Origin of the sequence: Klebsiella sp. C239, from assembly GCF_048822715.1 — a bacterium.
Classification (GTDB): domain Bacteria; phylum Pseudomonadota; class Gammaproteobacteria; order Enterobacterales; family Enterobacteriaceae; genus Klebsiella; species Klebsiella quasipneumoniae.
The window spans coordinates 714,280-739,957 of the sequence record NZ_JBMEZK010000001.1 but is presented as its reverse complement, the minus strand read 5'-3'; the positions used below and the strand labels follow the sequence as shown (position 1 = coordinate 739,957).

Here is a 25,678-nt window from a genome sequence, read left to right as displayed (position 1 = left end):
CAGGGCGAACGAGAGAGAGAAAATGAAACCGCTATTTGTCTATGGGACGCTCTGTCCCGGTCGCAGCAATGCGCATATTCTGGAGGCGATCGGGGGCGAGTGGCGTCCGGGTTACGTTACCGGTACCTTTTACGCGCGCGGCTGGGGCGCAGCCGCTGATTTTCCGGGGATCGTCCTCGACGCCAACGGCCCGCGGGTCAACGGCTATCTGTTCCTGTCCGACCGGCTGGCGGCGCACTGGCCCATGCTGGACGACTTTGAGGAGGGGTACGATCGGGTGTCGGTGGAGGTGACCACCGACGATGGACAGCAGGTCAGCGCCTGGATTTATCAGCTCCAGCCCCGGGAGTAATCCCCGGCCAGTCTCGCGCTACCGGGCACAGCGGCCCAGTACGTCCGCGGGTCTGGCGTCGTTTCCGCCAATGCAGGTATACTTGCCAGATGTTTCCTAAGCTTCAGATACGCAAATGACAAAACTTACCTTACAAGAGCAGATGCTCAAAGCCGGCCTGGTCAGCAGCAAAAAAATGGCCAAAGTCCAGAGAACGGCGAAAAAATCCCGCGTGCAGGCCCGTGAGGCCCGGGAAGCGGTGGAAGAGAATAAAAAAGCCCAGCTGGAGCGCGATAAACAGCTCAGCGAGCAGCAAAAGCAGGCGGTGCTGGCGAAAGAGTATAAAGCTCAGGTCAAGCAACTGATTGAGATGAACCGCATTACGGTCGCCCGGGGCGATATCGGCTTTAACTTTACCGATAATAATCTGATCAAAAAAATCATGGTCGACAAGACCACCCAAACCCAGCTGATTAACGGTCGCCTGGCGATTGCCCGCCTGGCGGTGGATAACAAACCTGAAGGGGAATATGCAATTATTCCGGCGATTGTGGCTGAGAAAATTGCCCAGCGCGATGCCAGCAGCATCGTGTTGCACAGCGCCCTGAGCCAGGATGAGCAGGATGAAGACGATCCGTACGCCGACTTTAAGGTGCCCGACGACCTGATGTGGTGATCGCGGGCTTCCGGCGGCAGGCGCTCAGAACGAGCTTGCCTGCTGGATATGCATCGGCTCGCGACTGACGGGGTGGCGAAAACGCAGTTCGCTGGCGTGCAGCATCAGCCGCGGAGCCTGTTCCGTGCCCGGCAATTCCCGGCCGCCATACAGATCGCAGCCAAGGATCGGATAGCCCAGCAGCTGACAGTGGATCCGCAGCTGATGGGTGCGCCCGGTCTCCGGGGTGAGCGCCACCCTCGTCAGCGCCAGCGCCCTCTCCCCTTCCCGCGTCTGGTACATACGGTCAATTACCCGGTAGCGCGAACGCGCCGGTTTGCCGTGCCGGGCGCAGATCGACATGCGCGGGAAACGGGCCGGGTCTTTGGCGATCGCCGCCTCCACTATCCCTTCATCTTCCGGCAGATGACCGCACAGCAGCGCCGTATAGACCTTACCCACCGTGCGCTGACTGAACTGCTGGCACAGCGCGGCGTTAATCACCTTGTTGCGGGCGACCACCATCAGACCGGAAGTGCCGAAATCAAGGCGGTGTACCAGGGTGCAGCCCGGAAAGCGCTGGACCAGTCGATGATGCACGGAGTCGAGGTTGCGCGGATCTTTGCCTGACAGGCTCAGCAGCCCGGCAGGTTTATTGATCAGCAGCAGGTGTTCGTCCTGATACAGGAGGGTTATCTGCTCGCGGCACGGCGGAGCGACAAAGGTATCGATAATGGTGGACATCAGACGGCCCGAAGAAGGAGTGGCCGACGATAGTACCCCATTTTGCCCGCCGGTACGACGCTGGCGCACGATCCGCCCTCGCGGCGGCGTCATTTATCACCCACACTTATCGCAAAGGCATGGTCTGCGCAGGCAATGTGCTTTACACTGCGCGCTGCAAAATTTGAGTTAACCAACGAGTAAGAACGGTAATGGCGATGAACGGAACAATCACAACGTGGTTTAAAGATAAAGGTTTTGGATTTATCAAAGATGAAAACGGCGAAAACCGGTATTTTCATGTGATTAAGGTCGCCAATCCCGATCTCATCAAGAAAGACGCGGCGGTGACTTTTGAACCTACCACCAACAATAAAGGGCTGTCGGCCTACGCGGTGAAGGTCATTCCGGAAAGCAAATATATCTATATCGCCGGCGAGCGGCTGAAGCTGACCTCCATCAAATCCTATGTGGTTTACCGGGAAGAAGAGCCGGTCGAGACCCGCGTGGATAAAGAAAACGCAGTGCTATCGGTCGGGCTGCTGATGAACAGCATCCGGCCAAAATCCACGGTGCAGCCGGGAGAGATGCGCTCGGTGAAAAAGCTGGCGATCACCACCTTTCAGGGGACAACCCTGATCTTCTCGGAAGACGAAATCGATATCGATGCCACGGTAAAACTGCTCAAGGTATGACGACCCGGCGTGCGGTCAGCCGCGCGCCCAGTCACCTGCCGAGCCGATTTTCGTCGCCATCGCCCCTCACCGGACGGGGCGAGGCGCCAGACAGCCGATAAGGATGCCGCCGCCATGCCCGTAAATTTTGACTTCAACGATCTCTATGCCTTTCGCGCCCTGATGGAGTATGGCAGCTTTCGGCTGGCCGCAGAATCCATTTGCCTGTCGCAGTCGGCCCTCAGCCGCCGCATTGAAAAGCTGGAGACCGCGTTAGGCAACCGGCTGTTCGAGCGCACCACCCGCCGCGTGACCCTTACGCTGTATGGACAGAATTTTGCCGAACGTTCGGAGCAGCTGCTGGCCCACGTCGAGACGGTGCTGGCGGATATCAGCCAGGTCAGCAAGGCGCGAACCGGGCTGGTGACAGTGGCGACGGTACCTTCAGCCGCCTACTACTTTATGCCGGAAATCATCCGCAGCTTTCAGGCGCGCTTTCCCCAGGTGCGTATCCGGCTGATCGACAGCAGCGCCGGGAATGTCATTGAGGCGGTGAGCAGCGGACAGGCTGACTTTGGCCTCTGCTTTGCCAAAAACCTGCCGGCCAGCATCGAATTCACCCCGCTGGCCGACGACCGCTATGTCGCCGCCTGTCGGCACGACCATCCGCTGGCGAGCAGGACGCACCTCAGCTGGCAGGCATACTTTGAACAGGATTATATTGGCCTCGATCGGGTCTCCGGCAACCGGACGCTGCTCGACAGGGAGCTGGCGCATCTGACGCCGGCGCGGCCAAGCATTTGCGAAACCCGCCACGTCACCACGATGCTGGGGATGGTGGAAGCGGGCATCGGCATTGCCGCCGTGCCCGCGATGTCGATGCCCGCCGGGGAGCATTCCGTTCTCCGCGCCGTACCGCTTACCGAGCCGGTGGTCACCCGTACGGTAGGCCTGATCCGCCTCAGCGGCCGTATTCAGTCCTACGTGGCGGCAGAGCTGGAGAAGCTGATTATTGAACAGTATCCTTCTGGATGACCGGCGCGGCGGCAGCTACGCTTCGCATACCGGTGGCGTGGATGGTCTCCTGCGCCGCCGGTGAGGCCAGATACGTCAGCAGCGCCTTTCCTTCCTGCGGGTGGTCGGCGCTGACGGTCACCGCCCCGGCAAAGCGGGTGATGTACTGCAGGTTATCCGGCAGTTCGCCGACAAAGGTCACGCCGGGCACCGGCAGCAGTTCGCTCACCTGCTGAAAACCGATCGCATACCGTCCCTTCGCCACTTCCGAGGCCACCGGAATACGCTCCACCATCTGCGCTTTGCTCTGCATCGCCTCATCAATGCCCAGGCGGTGGAACAGCGTCGAGCTGACATAGCGTCCGCTGGCGCTGTCGGAGTACGCGACCGACGGCGCAGCCAGCAGCGCCGCCCGCAGCTGGTCTGCGCTGCGGATAGCCGGCAGCGGCGCTCCCGCTTTCACCACCACGCCGATGGGCGAGTCGGCCAGCTCCCGGCGCGAATCCGGTTGCGTACGGCCCGCTTTCTCGAGGCTGGTCAGCGCGTCGCCGACCATAATCACCACGTCCGCGTGTTCGCCTCGCGCCAGGCGGTTAGGGATCGCCTGCGGCGTTTTCCCCATCGACGGCCCGGGGATCACCACGAGGTGGTTACCGCTTTGTTTTTCCCATGCCGGGGTCAGCTTTTCCAGCGCCGCTTTGAAGCCGCCGGAGATCATCACGGTGACCTCAGCGGACAGCGCGCTGCCGCCGGTGGCGGCCAGCAGCAGCGTGGCCAGCAGGGTTCCTGTCGTTTTACGCATCATCATCTCCCTGATTAACGTGCCGTCTGCAGCGTAACGGCGCTGCGGCGATAGAGGTAGCAAGTGGCCAGCAGGCCGCAGACGGCGGCAAAGCTCATCCAGTAGCCTGGGGAAGCTTTATCACCGGTATATTCAATTAGCGCCGTGGAAATCACCGGCGTGAAGCCGCCAAACACCGCGGTCGCCAGGCTATAGGCCAGCGAGAAGCCTGCCACGCGCACTTCGGCGGGCATAATTTCGGTCAGCGCCGGGATCATCGCCCCGTTGTACATGCCGTAGATAAAGGACAACCACAGCAGCACGCTCAGCATCATCAAAAAGCTCGGCGCGTTCGCCAGCATGGTCAGCGCAGGCCACGCGGTAGCCAGCGCCAGCAGGGTCATGGCAATCAGCACCGGTCGGCGGCCAAAGCGGTCGGACAGCGCCCCGCCCACCGGCAGCCAGAAGAAGTTGGAAATCGCCACCAGCAGCGTGACCAGCAGGCTGTCCGAGGCGCTGAGCATCAGCACTTTTTTGCCAAAGGTCGGCGCATAGACGGTGATCAGATAGAACGCGGTGGTGGTCATCGCCACCATCATCATCCCGGCGATGACCACCTGCCAGTTCGCCAGCAGGGTGGCGAATACCTGGCGCATCGCCAGATGATGGCGGCGGGCAGTAAACTCCTGGGTCTCCTCCAGCTTACGGCGCAGCACAAAAATGAACGGGACGATCAGGCAGCCGAAAAGGAACGGAATACGCCAGCCCCAATCGCTGATGGCGCTCTGCTCCAGCACGGCGTTGAGGGCAAAGCCCATCGCGGCCGCCACCATAATGGCGACCTGCTGGCTGCCCGACTGCCAGCTGGTGTAAAACCCTTTGCGGCCCGGGGTGGCGATCTCGGCCAGATAGACGGATACCCCGCCCAGCTCAGCGCCGGCGGAGAAGCCCTGCAGCAGGCGGCCGATCAGCACCAGCAACGGCGCCCACAGGCCAATGGCCTGGTAAGAGGGGATCAGCACGATCAGGAAGGTGCCGGTGGCCATGATCGACAGGGTCACAATCAACCCTTTGCGCCGCCCTACCTTGTCGATATAGGCGCCAAGCACGATGGCGCCGATGGGCCGCATCAGAAAGCCGGCGCCAAAGACCGCGAAGGTCATCATCAGCGAGGCGAATTCACTGCTCGCCGGAAAAAAGGTATGTGCGATGTAGGTGGCATAAAACCCGAACAGGAAAAAGTCGAACTGTTCGAGAAAGTTACCGGACGTGACGCGCAGAATGGCGCCGAGCCGGTCACGGGTACTCATCAGTGAGGTTGTCGAATGCATGCAGGTCTCCAGTTTGTTATCCACGCGTTGTCGCGCGCCTGTTGCTGAAGACTGAAACAGAACCGGGAATGAAATAAGCGTAATAAACGCATCCATTGATGCAATTTACGCATAAATAACATTTAACTAATTAACATTACTTTTATATACAATCATTTAACACTCTCTGCGCCATCAGCGTCGGCGGCAGGGATGAAAAGGTGAGTTTTCCGTTTTGTGACCGAGGCCAGGGTACGCCGCTGCGCCCCGGGCGCCAGGCGGTAAAAGACATACCCGGCCCGGCAGGGTTAACGCGACGCCGAGCGGCGAGATGTTAATAATCCGGACGTGACCTCAGGGCGCCGGCGCCGCGGCGGCGTTCCCCAGCGTCTGCAACAGGGAGATCAGCCAGCGGGTGGCCTCGCGTTTCCCGCTGCGTTTGTGGGCGTAAATCTTGACGTCAAACGGGGGAACCGGAAACGGCAGCGGGAAAATGGTCAGCCGGGCGGCGCGAGCCATCGTCTCCGCCGCCCGCCGGGGCAGCGCCATCAGCAGATCGCTCTGCTCAATAATAAAGGGAGCGCTCAGCATCGAGGGCGTTTTCACCGCCACCTGCCGCGAATAGCCCTGCCGCTCCAGCTCACAGTCCAGCACCCCCTGCCGCTCATTCCACGGGGTCACCACCAGATGACGGGCCGCAAGGTAGGCGTCCAGGGTCAGCGCCGTTCGGTCGGCCTGGCTAATAACCACATATTCGTCCCGCAGCCAGTTGATCTCCTCGAGATCGGGATGAGCTGGCTCGTCAGGGGTATTGAACCCGAGAGCCAGATCGACCTCGCCCGCCAGCAGCTCGGTCAGCGCCGGGCTGTGGGGCAGATAACGGAGCTCAAACCGCAGCCCGGGCGCCTCACGCTGCAGGTGGTGCATCAGCGTCGGAAAGACGCAGAACGCGGTGAAATCGGTGATCGCAATCTGCATGCAGTCGGTGCTGGCGGCCGGCACAAACGCCGCCGGCGGCGTCAGCTCCTGATTGAGAAATTTCAGCGCCGAAGCGATAGAGGGCGCCAGCTGGCTGGCATAGACGCTGGGACACATCCGGTGACCTTCCCGATAGAACAGCGGGTCGTTGAGGGCGCTGCGCAGCCGGGAGAGCGCATGGCTCAGCGCCGAGGTGCTCATCGCCAGCTCTTCTGCCGCCAGGCGCACCGAGCGGGAGCGATAGACCGCGTCAAAGACCGGCAGCAGGTTGAGGTCGATACGGCGCAGGACAGGATGCATAATATTCATCGTTTGCTGATTTCATTGCACTTAATTCTTTTCACAATACCGCTTATGCTCTGGGTCAGCAATTTTGCTTTCCTTCATACCATTCAGACAGGACGACCCATGAGCATCACAATCCGCCTGGCCACCCCGGACGACGCCACCGCTATTTATGACATGATTTATGAACTCGCGGTCTACGAGAAAGCCCCCGAAGAGGTGGTGACAACGGCAGAGGAGATCAGAGAGACGCTGTTTGCCAGCAGCAGCAAAACCGAGGCGCTGATCTGCGAGGTGGCGGGCAAAGCGGTGGGCTACGCCGTGTTCTTCACCAGCTACTCCACCTGGCTTGGCCGTAACGGCATCTATATGGAGGATCTGTACGTAACCCCCGACTATCGCGGGATCGGCGCCGGAAAAGCGCTGCTGAAAACCATCGCGCAATATGCTGTACAGCGTCAGTGCGGGCGTCTGGAGTGGAGCGTGCTCGACTGGAACCAGCCGGCGATTGATTTCTATCTGAGCATTGGCGCACAGCCGCAGGATGAGTGGGTGCGTTATCGCCTCACTGGCGATGCGCTGCGGGCCTTTGCGGAGTAAAGCGGCTCGCCAGCAGGTCGGCGCCAGGCGTCGACCTGCTGGCCGCGGATCAGGCTTCGACCGCGCTATTCTGCAGCTGCGGACCGGCCAGCGCCAGACGCGCGCCCGCTTCGGTATCGCTGTACTGCTTAAAGTTATCCATAAACAGCTGAGCCAGACTCTCCGCCTTCTCCTGCCACTTATCCGCTGAGCTCCAGCCATTACGCGGATCCAGCACTGCGCTGTCGACGCCCGAAATGCTCTGCGGGATCGCAAGATTGAACACCGGGATCGCTTCATCGCGCAGCGGGCCGGTGGTGCCATTGAGGATCGCGCTGATGATGCTGCGGGTATCGCGCAGCGACAGGCGTTTGCCCTCGCCGTTCCAGCCGGTGTTGACCAGCCAGGCTTCCGCACCGGATTCCGCCATCTTCGCCGCCAGTACGCTGGCGTACTGGGTCGGGTGAAGCAGCAGGAACGCCGCGCCGTAGCAGGCGGAGAAGGTCGGCGTCGGCTGGGTAATGCCGCGCTCGGTGCCCGCCAGCTTCGAGGTGAAGCCCGACAGGAAATGGTACTGCATCTGCTCGGTGGTCAGACGGGAGACCGGCGGCAGGACGCCAAACGCGTCTGCGGCAAGGAAAATCACCTTCGACGGATGGCCCGCCCGGGACACCGGCTTGACGATATTGTCGATATGCGACAGCGGATAGGAGACGCGGGTGTTCTCGGTTTTGCTGCCGTCGGCGTAATCCACGCTGCCGTCGGCGCGCACCACCACGTTTTCCAGCAGCGCATTGCGGCGGATGGCGCCATAAATCTCCGGCTCCGCCTGCGGGTCGAGATTGATGGTCTTGGCGTAGCAGCCGCCTTCGAAGTTAAACACCCCATCATCGTCCCAGCCGTGCTCGTCATCGCCAATCAGTTGACGATGCGGATCGGTGGACAGCGTGGTTTTGCCGGTACCGGAGAGGCCGAAGAACAGCGCGACGTCCCCTGCTTCGCCGCGGTTGGCCGAGCAGTGCATCGACGCGATGCCTTTCTGCGGCAGCAGGTAGTTCATGACCGAGAACAGCCCTTTTTTCATTTCGCCGCCGTACCAGGTGCCGCCGATGAGCTGAATACGCTCGCTCAGGTTAAAGGCGACGAAGTTCTCGGAGTTCATGCCCTGCGCCTGCCAGTTGGCATTGGTGCAGCCGGCGCCGTTGAGCACCACGAAGTCCGGGGTAAAGCTGGCCAGCTCGTCGGCGCTCGGCACGATAAACATATTTTTGACAAAGTGGGCCTGCCACGCCACCTCGGTGACGAAGCGCACGCCAAGGCGGGTGTCCGGGCTGGCGCCGCACCAGGCGTCGATGATGTACAGTTTTTTGCCGCTCAGCTGGCCTGCGACCAGGCTTTTCAGGCTGCGCCACACTTCTGGCGATAACGGCTTATTGTCATTGCGGCCGAGGCCGGAGTCAGCCCACCATACGGTGTCGCGCGTCTGCTCGTCTCTGACGATATATTTATCGCGCGGCGAGCGGCCGGTGAAGATGCCGGTATCCACTGCCACAGCGCCAGAGTCGGTCATTACGCCGCGGGCCGCGCCGGTCAGCTCAGGAGCGGTTTCATGTGCAATAAGCAAATCGTAATCAGGGTTGTAAAACAATTCGCCGCTTGCATTAATCCCCAGCTCCTGCAGAGCCATTTTTACTGATTCAATTTGTTGTGACATGGAACTCCTGACAAACTATTTAAGGTAAGAGGCCTGGGTTATTCATTGCTTTCGTCATCGTCGCCAGCTATTTAATAAGATAAATCCTGGGTAATGAAATAAAGCAATAAATAACCGTGAGTCGCGATTTCATATCGTGCTCATGTAGGGTCGCCGATACGCATTCATAAATCTCAACTTTCCAAAAAATGTTAACACCTGTCGATAATTATGTTAATTGCATAGTTTCTATGCGCTATGCTAAAATTGCATAGCCTTTATTGCGTTTTTGAGGACTGGATCGGTGTTGGCAAATCTGGAAGTTAAATGGCTGTATGATGTGATTGCTCTCGAGGAGTCACGCAGCTTTACCCTGGCGGCCAAAGCCCGCAATATCTCCCAGTCCTCGTTCAGCCGACGCATCCAGTCGCTGGAGGCTTCCCTCGGATTCAGCATCTTCGACCGCAGCGCCAACCCCCTACAGTTGACCAACCGCGGGAAAATTTTTGTCGGCTATGCGCGAAATATGCTCGACGACATGGATTTTCAGATCAGCCGAATTAAAGGTTTAAATAACACCACGCAGAAAATAAGAATCGACGCCGCCCCTTCGCTGTCGGTGTTATTGCTGCCGGAAATTATCGCCGGTTACACCGACCGTAAAAATAAGACTTTTCATGTTGAATCGATTAACGTCAACGACGCCGTATTTAACCTGAAAGAGGGTAAAAGCGATTTTATCCTCTCCTTCTATAATGAAGAATTAATGAACTATCCGTTTATTAATCATAAAATTTTTGATTCTTACCTGCACCTGGTCTCCCCCTGCGACGAACATGGCCGGCCGCTGTTTCATTTACATCGCGGCGTGCTGCCGCTGATGAAATACGCCAACGACAGCTATATGGGGCGCCAGGTGAACCAGGTCATCGACCGCACGCCGGAGATCACCTTCTCCCTCACCTTTGTCTCTTCCATGAGCGAGCTGCTCAAGCGCATGATCCTCAATGGCGACGGCGTGGGCTGGCTGCCGCAGTACTCCATTCAGCGCGAGCTGGACGAAGGGCGACTGACGATCCTCGATGAGAGCCTGTCGCTGCCGATCGGCGCCTGGCTCTACCGCTCCGGCTCGCGGCTTAACCAGGCCGCCGAACGTTTCTGGCAGCACATTAAAACCCGTAACCAACCGCGGGATTAACCCTCTCAGCCGCTGATCCCTAGATACGCCTTACGCACCTCCGGGTCGTTGAGCAGCGCCTGGCCGCTACCGCTCAGGCGGATCTGGCCGTTCACCATCACGTAGGCGCGGTCCGACAGGTTGAGGGCATGGCGGGCGTTCTGCTCCACCAGAAACAGCGTCATCCCCTGGGCCGTCAGCTCGCGCAGGATCTGAAATATCTGCTTCACCACCAGCGGCGCCAGTCCCAGGCTCGGCTCATCCAGCAGCAGCAGGCGCGGCCGGCTCATCAGCGCCCTGGCGATGGCCAGCATCTGCTGTTCGCCGCCGGAGAGGGTCATCGCCCGCTGTCCCCGCCGCTCTTCCAGCCGGGGGAACAGCTGGTACATCCGGGCCTTGTCCTCGGCCTGATAGCGGTTGCCAATGGCAATGGTCCCCATCAGCAGATTCTCCTCGACGGTCATATCGGGAAAGATGCGCCGCCCTTCCGGGGCCTGGGCGATGCCGTTGCTGGCGATAAAGTGGGTCGATTTCCGGCTGATCGCCTCCCCGCGATAGAAAATCTCCCCGCCGGCAATACGCGGCTGCCCAAAGACCGACATCAACAGCGTCGATTTACCCGCGCCGTTGGCGCCGATCAGCGCCACCGTCTCCCCCTCGTTGACGGTCAGGGAGACCTGCTTCAGGGCCTGGATCGGCCCGTAGAAGACATCCACCTCATCAAAGGCAAGCAGTGGCTGGCTCATCGGCGCGTCTCCTCTTCCTCAGCGCCAAGATAGGCGGCAATCACGCTGGCGTTGGCCTGAATCGCCTGCGGCGCGCCGCGGGCGATGACGTCCCCGTGATCGAGGACGATGATATGATCCGAAATCTCCATCACCATCCCCATATCATGTTCGATCAATAGCACCGTGATGCCGTGCTGCTGGCGCAGAAAGCGGATGATCCGGCTCAGCGCCTGGGTTTCGACCGGGTTGAGTCCGGCCGCCGGCTCGTCCAGACAGATCATCTCCGGACGGGTGCACATGGCGCGGGCGATCTCCAGCCGCCGCTGCTGTCCGTAGGAAAGCGTTCCCGCCAGACGGTTGGCGCAGTCCACCATCTCCACCACCTCCAGCCAGTAAAACGCGCGATCCAGCGCCTGACTTTCCGCCTGCCGATAGCCGCGGGTGTTGAGGATCCCGGCCAGCAGATGGCGGTTGACCTGGGTATGCTGGGCCACCAGCAGGTTCTCAATCACCGACATCTCGCGGAACAGGCGAATATTCTGGAAGGTGCGGGCCAGACCGGCGCGGTTCACCAGATGGGTGCCGCCGAACATCTTGTAATAGATCCGCCGCCCCAGCTGCGCCGGGTGGAGGAAATCGTCCGGGTGAAGCTTTTGCCCCAGCACCTGAATGACATCGGTGACCTTTTCCCGCGCCCGTAGCACGATACTCCCCCCCGTCGCCCGGTAAAAGCCGGTCAGGCAGTTAAATACCGTGGTTTTGCCCGCGCCGTTGGGGCCGATCAGGGCGGTGATCGACCCCCGCTCCACCTCCAGATTGACGTCATTCAGCGCTTTGATGCCGCCGAAATGCATCATCAGATGCTCAACGCGTAAGATGCTGTCGCTCATGGCGCGACTCCTTTTCGCAACGCGACCCCGCTGCGGCTGGTGCGCACCAGGCCGCGCGGCCGCCAGATCATCATCAGCACCATCAGCACGCCAAACAGCAGCACGCGATATTCGTCAAACCCGCGCAGCAGCTCCGGGGTGACCGTCAGGACAAACGCCGCCAGCACCACCCCAAGGGTGGAGCCCATTCCCCCCAGCACCACAATCGCCAGGATCAGCGCCGACTCAAAAAAGGTGAACGACGTCGGATTAACAAATCCCTGATAGCTGGCGAAGAACACTCCGGCGATGCCGGCGGTCGACGCGCCGAGCATGAACGCCGAGAGCTTAACCAGCACATGGTTGAGCCCCATCGCCCGACAGGCGATCTCATCCTCGCGCAGCGCCTCCCAGGCGCGGCCGATGGGCATCCGCGTCAGGCGATGCTTCACCAGCAGCACCAGTATCACCACCATGCACAGCACGGCGTAGAGGAAGATGAATTTCAGGTTGGGGTTGTAACTGACGTGGAAGAATTCATGGATAGGGATACCGCCATCCTTTGCCCGGCGGGTAAATTCGAGGCCAAACAGCGTGGGGGACGGCACCGGGACGCCGTTGGGGCCGCCGGTGAAGCTCACCCAGTTGTTAAGCACCAGGCGAATGATTTCGCCAAAGCCGAGGGTGACGATGGCCAGATAGTCGCCGTGCATGCGCAGCACCGGAAAGCCCAGCAACGCCCCGGCGAGGGCCGCCATCACCGCCCCCAGCGGCAGCATCGCCCAGAAGCCGAGACCCAGGTACTGGTAGCCCAGCGCCAGGCCGTAGGCGCCGATAGCATAGAACGCCACATAGCCCAGATCGAGCAGCCCCGCGAGACCCACCACGATATTCAGCCCCAAACCGAGCAGGACGTAGATCAGCCCGAGGATCGCCACGGTCAGCAGGTATTTGCTGGCGAGAAACGGAAAGGCGATAGCCAGGCCCACCAGCAGCGGCATTATCCAGCGCAGCCGCGAGCGGTAGCCCGGGGGCCGGACGTACACCCCGTCATCCGCCCCCTCAAAGCGGGCAACCAAGGCCTTGCCCCGCCGGCTCTGCAGCAGCAGGCTGAGCGCCAGTCTGCCGGCCATCACCACCGCCACCAGGATCGCCACCCGCGCGGGCGCGAGGGTAAAGCCATAGCCTTTGAGCACCACGCCGACGATCGGGCCAAAGACAATTAACGCGCAAAGACCGGCCAGCACGCTGTCGATCAGCGCGCTTTTGATATCCCGCGCAGGCTGGCGCGTCAGTTCACCCATAGAGCCCCCTCAGACCTTGGCCACCAGCGGTCGACCCAGCAGCCCCTGCGGGCGAAAAATCAGGATCGCCACCAGCAGCGCAAAGGAAAAAACGTCTTTGTAATCCGAATTCACCATTCCGGCGAACTGCGCCTCGGCCACCCCGAGCAGCAGTCCGCCCAGCATCGCGCCAGGCAGCGAGCCAATCCCGCCCAATACCGCGGCGGTGAAGGCTTTGATGCCGATAATAAATCCGATGTAGAAGTCGAAGGTGCCGTAGTTCATGGTCACCAGCACCCCGGCCAGGCCGGCCATCGCCGCGCCGATAACAAACACCAGGGAGATCACCCGGTCGGTATTGATGCCGAGGATCGCCGCCATGCGCCGGTCCTGCTGGGTGGCGCGGCAGATGCGCCCCAGCCGGGTGTACTGGATAATCCAGGTCAGGATCAGCATCCCCACCAGCGCGGCGACGAGAATAAACACCTTGGTCCAGGTGATCTGCACTACCCCATCGCCCACCGTCATACGCAGCGCGCCGCTGAGCAGCGTCGGGATCCCCTGCTGGTTTGGCCCCTGGCTCAGCTGAACATAGTTCTGCAGGATCAGCGACATTCCAATAGCCGAGATCAGCGGCGCCAGGCGCGTCGAGTTGCGCAGCGGCCGGTAGGCGATGCGCTCGATCGCCCAACCGTACACGCCGGTGACCACAATGGTGAATACCAGGGTGGCGAAAATCAGCAGCGGAAACGAATGGATCCCGAAGAAGGAGAGCAGCGCCAGGCCGATGGCGCACAGGTAGGCGGAGACCATATACACCTCGCCGTGGGCGAAGTTGATCATGCCGATGATCCCATACACCATGGTGTAGCCGATGGCGATTAAGCCGTACACCGCGCCCAGCGTCAGCCCATTGATCAGTTGTTGCAGAAAAAACGCCGTCATAGCCCCTCCAGCCGCCAGGCCGACGGCCGCCGGGATCGGTACCCGGTCGACCGCCGTCGTGAGACGATTAGCCAATCAAAACAACGGATAGTTCCTGGGTGGTAGCCGATCAGAGCTGGTGATATTTGCCCTTGTCGTCCCACTGATAGACCACATAGTCCGACACCTTGAGGTCGCCTTTGCCATCCCAGCCTTTTTTGCCCATCACCGTCTCGACGTCGTGGCTCTTCAGCCAGTCGCTGGCTTTGGCGTTATCGGTGCCGACGGCGTTCCAGGCGGCGGCGATAGCCTGAATAGAGGCATAGGCGTAGAGGGTATAGCCTTCCGGCTCAAAGCCGCCGGCGCGGAACTTCTCGATCACCGCTTTGCCTTCCGGGAGGGTGCGCGGGTCCTGACCAAAGGTCATCAGCACGCCGTTGGTGAACTGCGGCCCGCCGGCGGCCGTCACCAGCTCCTCGGTGACAATACAGTCGCCGGAGAAGAATTTCGCCTGCACTCCCTGCTCGCGCATCTGGCGCACCAGCGGGCCCGCCTCAGGGTGGCAGCCGCCAAAATAGACCACGTCCGGCTTGAGGGCGCCGATCTTGGTCACCAGGGCGTTAAAGTCTTTTTCACCGCGGGAGAGGCCTTCGTACAACACTTCTTTGGTGCCCCGCTTCGCCAGCGCCGCGCGGGTGGCATCGGCCAGCCCCTGGCCATAGGTGTCTTTATCGTGGATGACGGCAATTTTCTTCGCCTTCAGCACGTCCAGCATATAGTTGGCGGCAATCGCCCCCTGCTGATCGTCGCGGCCGCACATGCGGAAGAGATCCTTCATGCCGCGCTCGGTGATCTGCGGATTGGTGGAGCCGGGGGTAATGGTCAGAATCCCGGCTTCGTCATACACCTCGGAGGCCGGCATCGTTGAGGAAGAGCAAAAGTGCCCCACCACGGCGGAGACTTTCGCTTCGTCCACCAGCCGGTTGGCCACCGCTACCGCCTGTTTCGGTTCGCACGCGTCATCCCCCTGCACCAGCACAATCTTTTCGCCTTTGATGCCGCCGGCGGCATTGATATCAGCCACCGCCTGCGAGGCCCCCTTCCAGTACTGGGCGCCGTAGGTAGCGTTGGGGCCGGTGAAGGGCCCGGCGACGCCGATCTTCACGTCAGCCTGGGCGTAAAAGGCCATGCTCATACAACCTGCTATCACAACATGAAGCGTCATTGTTTTCAGTTTCAAAGACATTCGGATATTCCTCAGCGATTTAGAGCCTGGCGTCATGGAATGACGCAGAAAATATCACTTACCGTGTGGTACCGACGCAGGCGCAGCGCCAGGACGGCCAGGGTGGAAGAAGCAAAAATCCCGCCAGGTAGAGAGATCGCGCCGGAGAGCGGACGCCCCGGTCGGTGCGCACGCGACGACAACCCGTGCCGCATCCGGCAAGGGCGCATTCCCTTTCAGGTCAGGAGATCGGTTGCCATCACGTGGCGAGCCGGACAACGCGGTATCCGTACCGGCCCGTGAGCTAAACATAGATGCAGTTAGCGGTCGCTGCGCGCCAGCGTGGTGCAAAAATGCGAATATGATCAACAGTGGTGATTATTTTGTTGCGGTAATGTGAAGGTGATAACAGGAGAGCCCGTTAAGGGCTCCCCTGTGGCCCGGCGGCCGCTCAGAGCTGGCTGGTGAACGTTCGCGAGATCACATCCTGCTGCTGCTCGCGGGTTAGCGCGTTAAAGCGGACCGCATAGCCGGAGACGCGGATCGTCAGATTCGGATACTGCTCCGGATGTTCTATCGCATCGAGCAGCTTTTCCCGGTTCAGTACATTGACGTTGAGGTGCTGTCCCCCCTCCACCGTCTCCTCGTGATGGAAGTAGCCGTCCAGCAGCCCTACCAGGTTGTTTTCCTGCGCCGACGGCGCTTTGCCGAGGGCCGCCGGCACGATGGAGAAGGTGTACGAGATGCCATCTTTGGCGTAGGTAAACGGCAGTTTCGCCACCGAGGTCAGCGACGCCACCGCCCCTTTGCGGTCGCGGCCATGCATCGGATTGGCCCCCGGGGCGAACGGCGTCCCCGCCCGACGTCCGTCCGGCGTGTTGCCGGTTTTCTGCCCGTACACCACGTTGGAGGTAATGGTCAGGATCGACTGGGTCGGCACCGCCTGGCGCCAGGTGGGCAGCGCCTGGATTTTGCGCATAAAGCGCTCCACCAGGTCGCAGGCGATGGCATCGACGCGATCGTCGTTGTTGCCATATTGCGGATAATCCCCCTCAATGACAAAGTCCACCGCCAGCCCGTGATGGTCGCGCACCGGCTTCACCCGGGCGTACTTTATCGCCGACAGCGAATCCGCTGCCACCGACAGGCCGGCGATGCCGCAGGCCATCGTACGGTAGACGTCGCGGTCGTGCAGGGCCATCAGCGCCGCTTCGTAACTGTACTTATCATGCATGCAGTGGATGATGTTCAGCGCGCTGATGTACTGCACCGCCAGCCAGTCCATAAAGTGGTCGAGGCTGGCCATCACGCTGTCGTAGTCCAGCACCTCATCGCGCAGCGGCGCGGTTTTCGGCCCCACCTGGATCTTCAGTTTCTCATCCACCCCGCCGTTAATCGCGTAGAGCAGCGTTTTGGCGAGATTGGCGCGGGCGCCGAAGAACTGCATCTGCTTGCCGATCACCATCGGGCTGACGCAGCAGGCGATGGCGTAGTCGTCACTGTGAAAATCGCTGCGCATCAGATCGTCGTTCTCATACTGCAGCGACGAGGTGGCGATAGAGACCCGGGCGGCGTATTTTTTAAACGCCACCGGCAGCGCCTGCGACCAGAGCACGGTCAGGTTCGGCTCCGGCGCCGGACCCATGGTGTGCAGGGTATGCAGGTAACGGAAGGTGGTTTTACTGACCAGGGTGCGGCCATCCAGCCCCATACCGCCCAGGACTTCCGTCGCCCAGATGGGATCCCCGGAGAACAGCGAGTCAAATTCCGGGGTACGCAGGAAACGCACCATGCGGATCTTCATGATGAAGTGGTCAATCAGCTCCTGGGCCTGCTCCTCATTGAGTAAACCGGCGCGCAGATCGCGTTCAATATAGATGTCAAGGAAGGTGGCCGTCCGTCCCAGCGACATGGCGCCGCCGTTCTGCGACTTCACCGCCGCCAGGTAGGCGAAGTAGAGCCACTGCACCGCCTCCCGGGCGTTACGCGCCGGGTGGGAGATATCGCAGCCGTAACGGGCCGCCATCTCCTGCATCTGCTGCAGCGCGCGCCGCTGTTCGGCCAGCTCTTCGCGCAGGCGCAGGGTGGACTCCAGCGCCTCGCCGCGTTCAAGGGCCGGCTGCAGGTCGGCAAACTGCAGCTCACGTTCGCGGACCAGATAGCGAATGCCGTACAGCGCCACGCGGCGGTAATCGCCGATGATCCGTCCGCGACCGTAGCCGTCCGGTAGCCCGGTCAGCACCCCGGACTTACGGCAGCGCAGCATATCCGGGGAATAGACGTCAAATACGCCCTGATTGTGGGTCTTGCGCAGCGCCGTAAACTGATACTCAAAATCGGGGTCCATTTCGCGGCCATAGGCCTCGAAGGCGCTTTTGATCATATTGATGCCGCCAAAGGGATGCAGGGCGCGCTTCAGCGGCCGGTCCGTTTGCAGGCCGACGATCTTTTCCAGCGGCTGGTTGATATAGCCCGCCGCGTGGGCGGTGATGCTGGTGGCGACATTGGTGTCGAAATCCACCGGCGCATGGGTGGCGTTCTCGACGCGGATCCCGGCCATCACCTGCTCCCAGAGGGCGGTGGTGGCCGGCGTCGCGTCGGCAAGGAAGGACTCATCGCCCTCGTAAGGGGTGTAGTTATGCTGAATAAAGTCGCGAACGTTAATCTGCGTTTGCCACGCCGTACCGCGAAAGCCCTGCCAGGCGTCGGCGTATCGTGCGTCGTGGGTGTCGATATCTACTTTCATGAACATCGTCTCTCTACAGAATAAAAAAATCAGGCCAGCGCCGCCGCGGTGTGGATCCGGCCTAAGCGGATCGCATCGAGGGCAATCATGCGCTCTTCATTGGTGGGGATAACCGCGCAGCGCACCCGGCTGCCGTCGGCGGAGATCAGGCGCTCGCCGGCCGAATTAGGCTGCTGGTTGCGGGCAGCGTCCATCTCAAGGCCAAAGACCGCCAGCCGCTCGCTCACCAGCCGACGGATCAGCACCGAGTTTTCACCAATCCCGCCGGTGAAAATAATGCTGTCGAGACGCTGCAGCGCGGCGGCGTGGCCGGCGATATGGCGGGCGATGCGATGGACGAAGGTTTTGATCGCCAGGCGGGCGCGGGCATGGCCCTCATGCCAGGCCTGCTCCAGTACCCGCAGGTCGGAGGAAAGGCCGGAGATCCCCAGCAGGCCGGAGGCGGTGTTGGCCACCCGCTCCAGGTCGCTGAAGGTCTGCCGGGTTTCCGCGGCAATCCACGCCATGGCGCCGAAGTCGACATCGCCGCTGCGGGTGCCCATCATCAGCCCCTCCAGGGGCGTCATACCCATCGAGGTGTCCACGCTGCGGCCGTTGCGCACCGCGCAGATCGAGGCGCCATTGCCCAGGTGGGCGATCACCAGGCCGCTCTCCTGCTCCGGCAACCCGAGCAGCGCCAGGGCGCGCCGGGAGACATAGCGGTGGGATGTTCCGTGGAAGCCATAGCGGCGCACCCCGAGGTTCTGGTAATACTCCCACGGCAGGCCATAGAGAAAGGCTTCCGGGGCCAGGGTCTGGTGAAAGCTGGTATCAAAGACCGCCACCTGCATGACCCCCGGGAACAGCCGCTGCGCCGAGGCGATGCCGCTAAGGCTGGCGTAGTTATGCAGCGGGGCCAGGGACGATACCTGGCGAATATTGTCGATAACCTCCTCGCTGATAATGACCGACTCGGTGAAGAGGTCGCCGCCGTGGGCGACGCGGTGGCCAATCAGGGCCACGCTGTCGATAAGATCGCGTTGGGCTAATGCCCCGGCAATCGCCTGCAGGGCGCCTTCGTAGCCGCGCGGCGCCAGCGCCACCGGCTCGCCGCCGTTGAGCGAGAGAGACGCCTGGTCCGCGTTGATGCCCTCGGCTACGCCGTTGAGCAGGCAGTCGCAGCTGGCGGCGTCCAGTACGGAAAATTTGATCGACGACGAGCCGCAGTTGATCACCAGCACTACCGGAAATTCAGTCATGTTGTACTCCGCGTGGCCTGAGCCGGATTAGAACAGTTTGTAAACGATATTGAGGATGGTCAGCAGACCAATGGCGGTCACAAAGAGGTTATCGAGACGGCCACGGTATTTGGCCAGCGAAGGCGCTTTACGAATGGCGTACATCGGCAGCAGGCACAGCAGCGAGGCGATAATCGGCGCGCCCATGGCCTCAATCAGGTCGAGGATATTGGGGTTGGCATAGGCCACCACCCAGGTCGAGCCCATAATGAACACCATGCTCAGGGTATTGAGCTTGCCGCTGGAGACCCGGGTTTTATCCCCTTTATAGCCGAAGCGCAGGATCAAACCGTTCAGCCCTTCGAGGGTGCCGAGATAGTGGCCGAAGAACGATTTGAAGATGGCCACCAGGGCGATGATCGACGCGCCATACTCCAGCAGGGTGGCAAAGGTGGATTTGGCGCCCGACATCGAGGCAAAGTGGTTCGCCAGATAGGAGAGCACCGGGATATTCTGCGCCTTGGCGTCCGCCATGTTCTGCGGCGAGAGGGTAAACAGGCAGCTGAAGGCGAAGAACATCACCACCGCCACCATCAGCATACTGGCCCGGGAGATGATCTGCGAGCATTTGTGTTCGGTATACTCCCGGCCAAACTGCGCTTCATACTCTTCGCGTTTGGAGACCACAAACGAGGAGACGATCGGCGAGAAGTTAAAGGAGAACACCATAATGGAGATGCCCAGCCACACTGTCACCAGAATGCCGTCGTGACCGGTTAAGGCGATATCGCTGAGGTTCACCTGATCAATCACCGCGCTATTCCAGTAAGGGATCAGAGACAGGGAGATCACCACCAGGCTGGCGATAAACGGCCACACCAGATAGCTCATCACCTTGACCATCAGGTCTTTGCCAAACCAGATGACAAACGCCATCAGCAGCAGCAGGAGCAGCGCCACCACTCCGCGGTTGAGGGCCGGCATCTGCAGCTGGTTCTCCCAGAAGGTCATGAAGGTATTGGTGATCGTCACGCCATAAATCCACAGCAGCGGGCAGATGGCGAAGAAGTACAGAAAGGTGATCACCACCCCGCCGGTTTTGCCAAAATGCTCTTCCACCGTTTCGGTGATATTGCCGGAGGGGTTAGCCCCCGACAGGCACAGCCGCGCCAGCGCCCGGTGGCAATAGAAGGCGATGGGATAGGCCAGCACCAGCATCACCAGGATCGGGATCAGCCCGCCGAAGCCGGCGCGGATGGGGAAAAACAGCACCCCGGCGCCGATGGCGGTGCCAAACAGGCCCAGGGTCCAGGTGGTGTCGGATTTACGCCAGGACGAAAGGCTTGTCTGGCTGGATGCAATGCTCTCAGTCGTACTCATATCCTGTCCTCACTTATGTATTGAATTAAGCGTCAACAAAACCGGTAATTTGCGATACCCGCGAGAGATCGATATTGCCGCCGGAAATCAGGCTGACCGTTTTGCGGTTCTGGATATAGCTGTCTAATTTGCCGCTTAATAACGCGGCGCAGGCCAACGCTCCGGCCCCTTCGGTGATCACTTTATTGCGCTGAATTAAGGCGACCATGCTCTGGCGAATGTCGTCCTCGCTGACGAGGACGATGTCATCCACCAGCTGGCGGGCGATTTCATAGGTCAGTTTTCCCGGGCGGGCGACATCGCAGCCATCGGCTAAGGTGCCGGCGTGGCGATGGCTGGTGATCTCTCCGGCGTACCAGGAGGCGGCCATGCCGTGAACATTCTCCGACTGCACGCCGATAATGCGGATCGTCGGGTTAATGGATTTAATCGCAATCGCGATGCCGGCAATTAAGCCCCCGCCGCCAATCGGCACAATGACATTATCCACGTCATACAGATCTTCTAATATTTCGAGACCGATGGTGCCCTGCCCGGCAATAACCTGGGGATCGTCATAGGGGGGAATAAAGATACGGCCTTCAAGTTCAACAATATCGCTGGCTTTGGCGAGGGTATCGTTAAAATTATCGCCATGCAGCACCACCTCCGCCGAATAATCGCAGGTGGCGGCGACTTTCGATTTCGGCGCCCCTTTCGGCATCACCACTTTCCCGTCAATGCCGAGCATGGCGCAGGAGAGCGAGACGCCCTGGGCGTGGTTGCCCGCTGAGCAGGCCACCACCCCTTTGCGTTTTTCCGCTGCGGTTAAGCCGCAGAGCTTATTAAAGGCGCCGCGAATTTTAAATGAGCCCGTGCGCTGCATATTTTCGAATTTAAGAAATATTTCACCCTTGCAGCGTTCGCTAAAATAATTCGACCGCGGCATACCCGTTTTATATATTTTTCCTGTCAGGCGTTGCTTCGCTTCGAGAATATCGTCAATGGATACCGGAAGATCGTAGGTAATATGCATTATGGCCTCTGTATCTTAATATAAAGTCAATGACCGGGCGTCATCCTGCTGACAACAGCGAGGATGGTTGTTGGATTATTTAATCAATATCAGTCAGCCAATTTCTATTGGCTGCCAGTGGCGGTTGCCCTGCCCCGATGAATACTGTTTCGCCATCTCCACCAGCGACGCCGCCGCGGTTTTCAGCCGGTAATTTTTCGACCACACCGCCGCATAGCGCGCCACCGGCAAGGCCTCTTTAATGGGGATGGTGACAAACTGGCTCGAGCCGAACGGCGTGGTCATGTCGCAGGGAATGACCGTCAAAAAATCGGCATTGAGCACCAGGTTATAGATCGTCACCACCGAATCGGTATTGACGATATTTTCACGGCGGATGCCGCTGCGCTGCAGGGTGGTCAGCAGTTCGCTGTAGTAGCCCATATTGGTCTCCGGCAGCACCCACTGCTCGTGCTGGAGCGAGGCCAGGCGGACGGTGCCGTTGCCGATCCGCGCCCGGTTCGCCACCAGCACAAACTCAGACTCAAACAGCGGCTCGACGTGCAGGTCCTGCAGCTTCATCTCATCGCTCAGCGTCCCGATGGCAAAGTCGAGGCGCCCGTCGCGGATCGCCGGCAAGAAGGCAGAGAGCTGCGCCTCATACATCGATACCCGCGCCTTGGGGAAGGTCATTTTGAACTGATGCACCATCTCCGACATAAAGGTAAACCCCACCAGCGAGGGAAAACCAAAGGAGACATCCACCACCGTGCTGTTGGTCAACGCATTCATTTCATTGACCATATTTTTCATTTCCCGGGTGATCGCCTCTGACCAGTTCAGAAATACCTGCCCGGCCTCGGTGAGCGAGACGCCGGTATTTCGCCGGACGATTAATTCGCTGCCAAAATAGCTTTCCATGTCGCCAATGATTTTACTGACCGCCGGCTGAGTGAGTCCTAACGCTTTTGCTCCAGCCCCGATTGACCCGCTGCGGATCACTTCCTGGAAAACCACCAGATGCTGAGTTTTAGGCAGAGAAAAAGTATTCATCACGTCTCACTTTCATTCCTTTGTTGACGGCGGAAAGTGTAACAAATCGCGATTAGCGGGTTATGTGAGAGCTCTCACAAAGGCTCCGCCGTGGCCGATTAGCAGGATTCCCCACCCAGAATAATCCATTTAAAATCAATGCGTTAAGATCATAGTGAACGTCGTTTGCGCGTTTATTGCCGTAACCGAATGCGGGGATAAAAATAATTGATGGCGATAACATCGACGGCAAAATGGCGATAAAAAATACGCTTTTTGTACGCTATTTGACCCGCGCCGTCAGGGCGATAAAAAAGGCGAAAATTAAATTAATGCTGTAAAGAATAAAAAGCGGACATAATCAACGCCATTATTTAACGACAAGTCGGTTTGGCATCACATTTTATCGGCGGCGGGCGGGAAAAAGGCGCAGGCATTATTTACATCAAAGAAACATTAAATTCACAATCTTGTTTTTCTTGTGCGGCGGAGGGGGCGGCTTTTTCCGCCATATCGCAGGCGGTCATACTTTGATTAAAATCAACCCTGGCAATTTATCTTTTGCGGCGCCTGGCAGGCAGTCATTTGTGTTGCCGATCACAAATCCATAAAACAACCTCCCGGCCTCTCTTCCACCGCAACTGATTAACCAGCTTTTCACTATGCAAATGCAAATAACGTATTTGCCCTCCCCGCAGGCGCTCTGTAGTTTGAGCCTGGATCCCGGCGCCACTTTTTCCGGGTCAGGACTTTATTATTCAGAGTGTTGAATTCCGCCATGATAAAATTAGCGCATCTTTTCAAAACCTATTCAGGCAGCGCCCAGCCGGCCATTCGCGACCTCAGTCTGGATATTGATCATGGCGAATTCTGCACTTTCGTCGGCCCGAGCGGCTGCGGAAAAACCACCATCCTGCGGATGATCAACCAGCTGGATATTCCCGACAGCGGCGACGTCTATATTCAGGGCGTCCGCCTCGCTGACGCTGATATTATCCAGGTCCGCCGCCAGATCGGCTTCGTGATGCAAAGCGCCGCGCTCTTTCCCCATCGTACCGTGGCGCAAAATATCGCCACCGTGCCGCGGCTGGCGGGCTGGAGCAAAGCGCGCATCAGCGCGCGCATTGACGAACTGGTAGCGCTGATGTCGCTCGACAGCCATCTGCTGCACCGCTATCCGCATCAGCTCTCCGGCGGCCAGCAGGGACGCGTGGCCATCGCCCGCGCCATCGCCGCCGATCCGCCGATTTTACTGATGGATGAGCCCTTCGCCGCCATCGACCCGGTGGTCCGTGAACGCCTCCAGGACGAGCTGTTGCTGTTGCAGCAGCGGCTGCAGAAAACCATTGTATTAGTGACCCACGACATCAATGAAGCGATCCGCCTCGGCGATAAAATCGCCATTTTCCAGGAAGGCGGCGTGCTGGCGCAGTTTGATACCCCCGACCGTATTCTGGCCCACCCGGCGAGCGAGTTCGTGCGCCGCTTTATCGGCCCGGAGCCCAATCTGAAACGGCTGGGTATGATTCAGGTCGGCCAGCTGCCGCGTCACGATGTCCCCCTGCTCGACGAAGCGCTGACGCCGATCGCCAGCAGCCACAGCCTGCGTTTCGCCTACAGCGCGCTGCTCGACGTGGCGACCGGCGTGCTGGTGCATGTGGATAGCGAAGGACAATACCAGGGGGCGGTGTCCCACGCCCTGCTGCAGCAGGTGCTCGACGGCGCGGTGGGGGTGAGACCTCATGATTGACTGGGGCTGGGTTATCGATAACCGCGCGATGATCGGCGATCTTCTCTGGCAGCATGCGCGGATGGTCCTGCTGGCGCTGTTTTTCGGCTCCCTGCTCACCGGCGGCCTGTTAGCCATTACCCTGCGCTGGCCCGCGACGGCGCAGCCGCTCATCACCCTCTGCGGCGTGCTGTTTACCATTCCCTCGCTGGCGCTGTTTATTTTATTGCTGCCGTTTACCGGGCTGTCGCTGACCACCTCGCTGATTGGCCTGACGCTGTACTCGCTGTTGATCCTGCTGCGCAACGTGCTGGCCGGCATGGAGAAGCTGCCGCAGGCGGCGCTGGAGTCGGCGCGGGCGCTCGGCTACACCCGCGGTTTCCGCTTCTTCGATATCGAGCTGTGGCTGCTGCTGCCCTCTCTGTTTGCCGGGCTGCGCATTGCCTCGGTGACGCTGGTCGGCCTGGTCACTGTCACCGCGCTGATCGGTCAGGGCGGGCTCGGGCAGTTGCTGATGGCGGGCTTTAATCAGGACTTTCTGACACCGATTGTCGTCAGCCTGGTCCTCAGTCTTGTACTTTCGCTGGTCTTTGACGGGCTGATTGCCCGTCTCGGCGACTGGCTAACGCCGTGGACGAAATGATGACGCTGCTTCTCGCCACCTTTCACTGGTTAACCCAGCCGGAGCACTGGCTGGGCGACGATGGCATCCTGCTGCGCCTGGGCCAACACCTATATTACGTGCTGGTCAGCATGGCCGTTGCCTGCGCCATTGCCCTGCCGCTCGGCATCGCCCTGGGTTACTGGCGCAAAGGCGCCTTCGTGGTGATCAACCTGTTTAATCTTGGCCGCGCCCTCCCTTCGTTAGGGCTGATTTTATTATGCATCATCGTTTTCGGCTTTAACGATATCCCGGTGCTGGCGGCGCTGATCGCGCTTTCTATTCCGCCCATTCTCACTAACACCTGGGTGGGGATTTATCACGCCGACCGCCCGCTGTGCGATGCGGCCATCGCGCTGGGTATGACCCCCTGGCAAAGCCTGTGGCAGCTGCGGATCCCGCTGGCGGCGCCGCTGATCCTCGCCGGGATGCGCACCGCGCTGGTCCAGCTTATCGCCACGGCGGTAGTCGCAGCCTATGCCGGCCTGGGCGGGCTGGGACGTTTTCTGATCGATGGCCTCGGGCAACGGGATATCCCGCAGGTGATCGGCGGCTCGCTGGTGGTTTCCCTGCTGGCGATAGGCGGCGAACTGCTTTTCGCCCGCTGCGCCGGACGCTTGACCCACCGCCGAATTGCCGCGCCTTATTAGCGTGTACCTGACATTACCCTCAGCGCCTGGCGCTGATTAA

General features: G+C 60.0%; 26 protein-coding genes. 11 read left to right on the top strand and 15 right to left on the bottom strand.

Annotated features, from left to right (window positions below; all coding sequences use genetic code 11):
• The first annotated feature begins 22 nt into the window (after positions 1-22).
• Positions 23-352: a gamma-glutamylcyclotransferase family protein gene (locus ACOI6Z_RS03470; protein WP_023290172.1), complete on the top strand. Its 330-nt coding sequence runs from the start codon at positions 23-25 to the stop codon at positions 350-352.
• 115 nt (positions 353-467) lie between these two features.
• On the top strand, positions 468-1,007 hold the full coding sequence (locus tag ACOI6Z_RS03465; RefSeq protein ID WP_023290173.1) for a DUF2058 domain-containing protein: 540 nt from the start codon (positions 468-470) through the stop codon (positions 1,005-1,007).
• A 24-nt stretch (positions 1,008-1,031) separates the two neighbouring features.
• Here ACOI6Z_RS03465 and ACOI6Z_RS03460 read toward each other — a convergent pair whose 3' ends face one another.
• Positions 1,032-1,730 (bottom strand): RluA family pseudouridine synthase, encoded by a 699-nt coding sequence (locus ACOI6Z_RS03460; protein ID WP_032428902.1) that lies wholly within the window; start codon positions 1,728-1,730, stop codon positions 1,032-1,034.
• Between the two features lie 191 nt (positions 1,731-1,921).
• Here ACOI6Z_RS03460 and ACOI6Z_RS03455 point away from each other — a divergent pair, with 191 nt between their 5' ends.
• Positions 1,922-2,404: a cold-shock protein gene (locus ACOI6Z_RS03455; protein WP_004203243.1), complete on the top strand. Its 483-nt coding sequence runs from the start codon at positions 1,922-1,924 to the stop codon at positions 2,402-2,404.
• A gap of 114 nt (positions 2,405-2,518) precedes the next feature.
• Positions 2,519-3,418 (top strand): LysR family transcriptional regulator, encoded by a 900-nt coding sequence (locus ACOI6Z_RS03450; RefSeq protein WP_023290175.1) that lies wholly within the window; start codon positions 2,519-2,521, stop codon positions 3,416-3,418.
• Here ACOI6Z_RS03450 and ACOI6Z_RS03445 read toward each other — a convergent pair.
• The 3 genes from ACOI6Z_RS03445 to ACOI6Z_RS03435 all read right to left on the bottom strand — a co-directional run bounded on the left by ACOI6Z_RS03445 (position 3,393) and on the right by ACOI6Z_RS03435 (position 6,775).
• On the bottom strand, positions 3,393-4,202 hold the full coding sequence (locus tag ACOI6Z_RS03445) for a substrate-binding domain-containing protein (RefSeq protein WP_420687030.1): 810 nt from the start codon (positions 4,200-4,202) through the stop codon (positions 3,393-3,395). The genes ACOI6Z_RS03450 and ACOI6Z_RS03445 overlap by 26 nt on opposite strands.
• A gap of 11 nt (positions 4,203-4,213) precedes the next feature.
• Positions 4,214-5,509 carry an MFS transporter gene (locus ACOI6Z_RS03440; RefSeq protein WP_044523912.1) on the bottom strand — a complete coding sequence of 432 codons (1,296 nt, stop codon included), beginning with the start codon at positions 5,507-5,509 and terminating at the stop codon, positions 4,214-4,216.
• 333 nt (positions 5,510-5,842) lie between these two features.
• The gene (locus ACOI6Z_RS03435) at positions 5,843-6,775 is read right to left on the bottom strand and encodes a LysR family transcriptional regulator (RefSeq protein WP_044523914.1); all 933 of its coding nucleotides are present in this window, start codon (positions 6,773-6,775) and stop codon (positions 5,843-5,845) included.
• 99 nt (positions 6,776-6,874) lie between these two features.
• Between ACOI6Z_RS03435 and ACOI6Z_RS03430 the strand changes: the two genes are divergently transcribed.
• Positions 6,875-7,351 carry a GNAT family N-acetyltransferase gene (locus tag ACOI6Z_RS03430; RefSeq protein ID WP_420686945.1) on the top strand — a complete coding sequence of 159 codons (477 nt, stop codon included), beginning with the start codon at positions 6,875-6,877 and terminating at the stop codon, positions 7,349-7,351.
• A gap of 49 nt (positions 7,352-7,400) precedes the next feature.
• Here the strand turns inward: ACOI6Z_RS03430 and pckA are convergent, their stop codons facing one another.
• Complete coding sequence (gene pckA, locus ACOI6Z_RS03425) at positions 7,401-9,044, bottom strand: phosphoenolpyruvate carboxykinase (ATP) (RefSeq protein ID WP_072413373.1); 1,644 nt, start codon at positions 9,042-9,044, stop codon at positions 7,401-7,403.
• Between the two features lie 283 nt (positions 9,045-9,327).
• On the opposite strand from pckA, the gene ACOI6Z_RS03420 reads away from it, so the two are divergent.
• A complete protein-coding gene (locus ACOI6Z_RS03420; protein ID WP_023290180.1) occupies positions 9,328-10,221 on the top strand; it encodes a LysR substrate-binding domain-containing protein in 894 nt (297 codons plus the stop codon).
• A gap of 5 nt (positions 10,222-10,226) precedes the next feature.
• Here ACOI6Z_RS03420 and ACOI6Z_RS03415 read toward each other — a convergent pair whose 3' ends face one another.
• The 5 genes from ACOI6Z_RS03415 to ACOI6Z_RS03395 form a co-directional block, all read right to left on the bottom strand.
• A complete protein-coding gene (locus ACOI6Z_RS03415) occupies positions 10,227-10,946 on the bottom strand; it encodes an ABC transporter ATP-binding protein (protein ID WP_023290181.1) in 720 nt (239 codons plus the stop codon).
• Positions 10,943-11,818, bottom strand: a complete 876-nt coding sequence (locus ACOI6Z_RS03410) for an ABC transporter ATP-binding protein (RefSeq protein WP_044523916.1) — start codon at positions 11,816-11,818, stop codon at positions 10,943-10,945. Before ACOI6Z_RS03410 ends, ACOI6Z_RS03415 begins: the two co-directional genes overlap by 4 nt.
• Positions 11,815-13,101, bottom strand: a complete 1,287-nt coding sequence (gene livM, locus ACOI6Z_RS03405; RefSeq protein WP_023290183.1) for a high-affinity branched-chain amino acid ABC transporter permease LivM — start codon at positions 13,099-13,101, stop codon at positions 11,815-11,817. The genes ACOI6Z_RS03410 and livM overlap by 4 nt, the downstream gene beginning before the upstream one ends.
• A gap of 9 nt (positions 13,102-13,110) precedes the next feature.
• Positions 13,111-14,025, bottom strand: coding sequence for an ABC transporter permease subunit (locus tag ACOI6Z_RS03400; protein ID WP_023290184.1), 915 nt, complete (start codon positions 14,023-14,025; stop codon positions 13,111-13,113).
• A 109-nt stretch (positions 14,026-14,134) separates the two neighbouring features.
• On the bottom strand, positions 14,135-15,193 hold the full coding sequence (locus ACOI6Z_RS03395; protein WP_162543149.1) for a branched-chain amino acid ABC transporter substrate-binding protein: 1,059 nt from the start codon (positions 15,191-15,193) through the stop codon (positions 14,135-14,137).
• 289 nt (positions 15,194-15,482) lie between these two features.
• Here ACOI6Z_RS03395 and ACOI6Z_RS03390 point away from each other — a divergent pair, with 289 nt between their 5' ends.
• Positions 15,483-15,629, top strand: a complete 147-nt coding sequence (locus ACOI6Z_RS03390) for a hypothetical protein (protein ID WP_004225356.1) — start codon at positions 15,483-15,485, stop codon at positions 15,627-15,629.
• A gap of 51 nt (positions 15,630-15,680) precedes the next feature.
• Here the strand turns inward: ACOI6Z_RS03390 and pflB are convergent, their stop codons facing one another.
• From pflB to tdcA, 5 genes are all read right to left on the bottom strand, one after another.
• On the bottom strand, positions 15,681-17,975 hold the full coding sequence (gene pflB, locus ACOI6Z_RS03385) for a formate C-acetyltransferase (protein ID WP_109547180.1): 2,295 nt from the start codon (positions 17,973-17,975) through the stop codon (positions 15,681-15,683).
• Positions 17,976-18,004: 29 nt separating this feature from the next.
• Positions 18,005-19,213, bottom strand: coding sequence for a propionate kinase (tdcD, locus tag ACOI6Z_RS03380; protein ID WP_109547179.1), 1,209 nt, complete (start codon positions 19,211-19,213; stop codon positions 18,005-18,007).
• Positions 19,214-19,240: 27 nt separating this feature from the next.
• On the bottom strand, positions 19,241-20,572 hold the full coding sequence (tdcC, locus tag ACOI6Z_RS03375; RefSeq protein ID WP_032453337.1) for a threonine/serine transporter TdcC: 1,332 nt from the start codon (positions 20,570-20,572) through the stop codon (positions 19,241-19,243).
• A 25-nt stretch (positions 20,573-20,597) separates the two neighbouring features.
• On the bottom strand, positions 20,598-21,587 hold the full coding sequence (tdcB, locus tag ACOI6Z_RS03370) for a bifunctional threonine ammonia-lyase/L-serine ammonia-lyase TdcB (protein ID WP_044523922.1): 990 nt from the start codon (positions 21,585-21,587) through the stop codon (positions 20,598-20,600).
• A 93-nt stretch (positions 21,588-21,680) separates the two neighbouring features.
• A complete protein-coding gene (gene tdcA, locus ACOI6Z_RS03365; protein WP_109547177.1) occupies positions 21,681-22,619 on the bottom strand; it encodes a transcriptional regulator TdcA in 939 nt (312 codons plus the stop codon).
• A gap of 197 nt (positions 22,620-22,816) precedes the next feature.
• On the opposite strand from tdcA, the gene ACOI6Z_RS03360 reads away from it, so the two are divergent.
• The 4 genes from ACOI6Z_RS03360 to ACOI6Z_RS03345 all read left to right on the top strand — a co-directional run bounded on the left by ACOI6Z_RS03360 (position 22,817) and on the right by ACOI6Z_RS03345 (position 25,638).
• Positions 22,817-22,939 (top strand): hypothetical protein, encoded by a 123-nt coding sequence (locus ACOI6Z_RS03360; protein ID WP_218811005.1) that lies wholly within the window; start codon positions 22,817-22,819, stop codon positions 22,937-22,939.
• A 437-nt stretch (positions 22,940-23,376) separates the two neighbouring features.
• Positions 23,377-24,348: an ABC transporter ATP-binding protein gene (locus tag ACOI6Z_RS03355; RefSeq protein ID WP_420686942.1), complete on the top strand. Its 972-nt coding sequence runs from the start codon at positions 23,377-23,379 to the stop codon at positions 24,346-24,348.
• On the top strand, positions 24,341-24,970 hold the full coding sequence (locus tag ACOI6Z_RS03350) for an ABC transporter permease (protein ID WP_023290192.1): 630 nt from the start codon (positions 24,341-24,343) through the stop codon (positions 24,968-24,970). The genes ACOI6Z_RS03355 and ACOI6Z_RS03350 overlap by 8 nt, the downstream gene beginning before the upstream one ends.
• Positions 24,970-25,638: an ABC transporter permease gene (locus ACOI6Z_RS03345; protein WP_048297792.1), complete on the top strand. Its 669-nt coding sequence runs from the start codon at positions 24,970-24,972 to the stop codon at positions 25,636-25,638. The genes ACOI6Z_RS03350 and ACOI6Z_RS03345 overlap by 1 nt, the downstream gene beginning before the upstream one ends.
• Positions 25,639-25,678 lie beyond the last annotated feature (40 nt).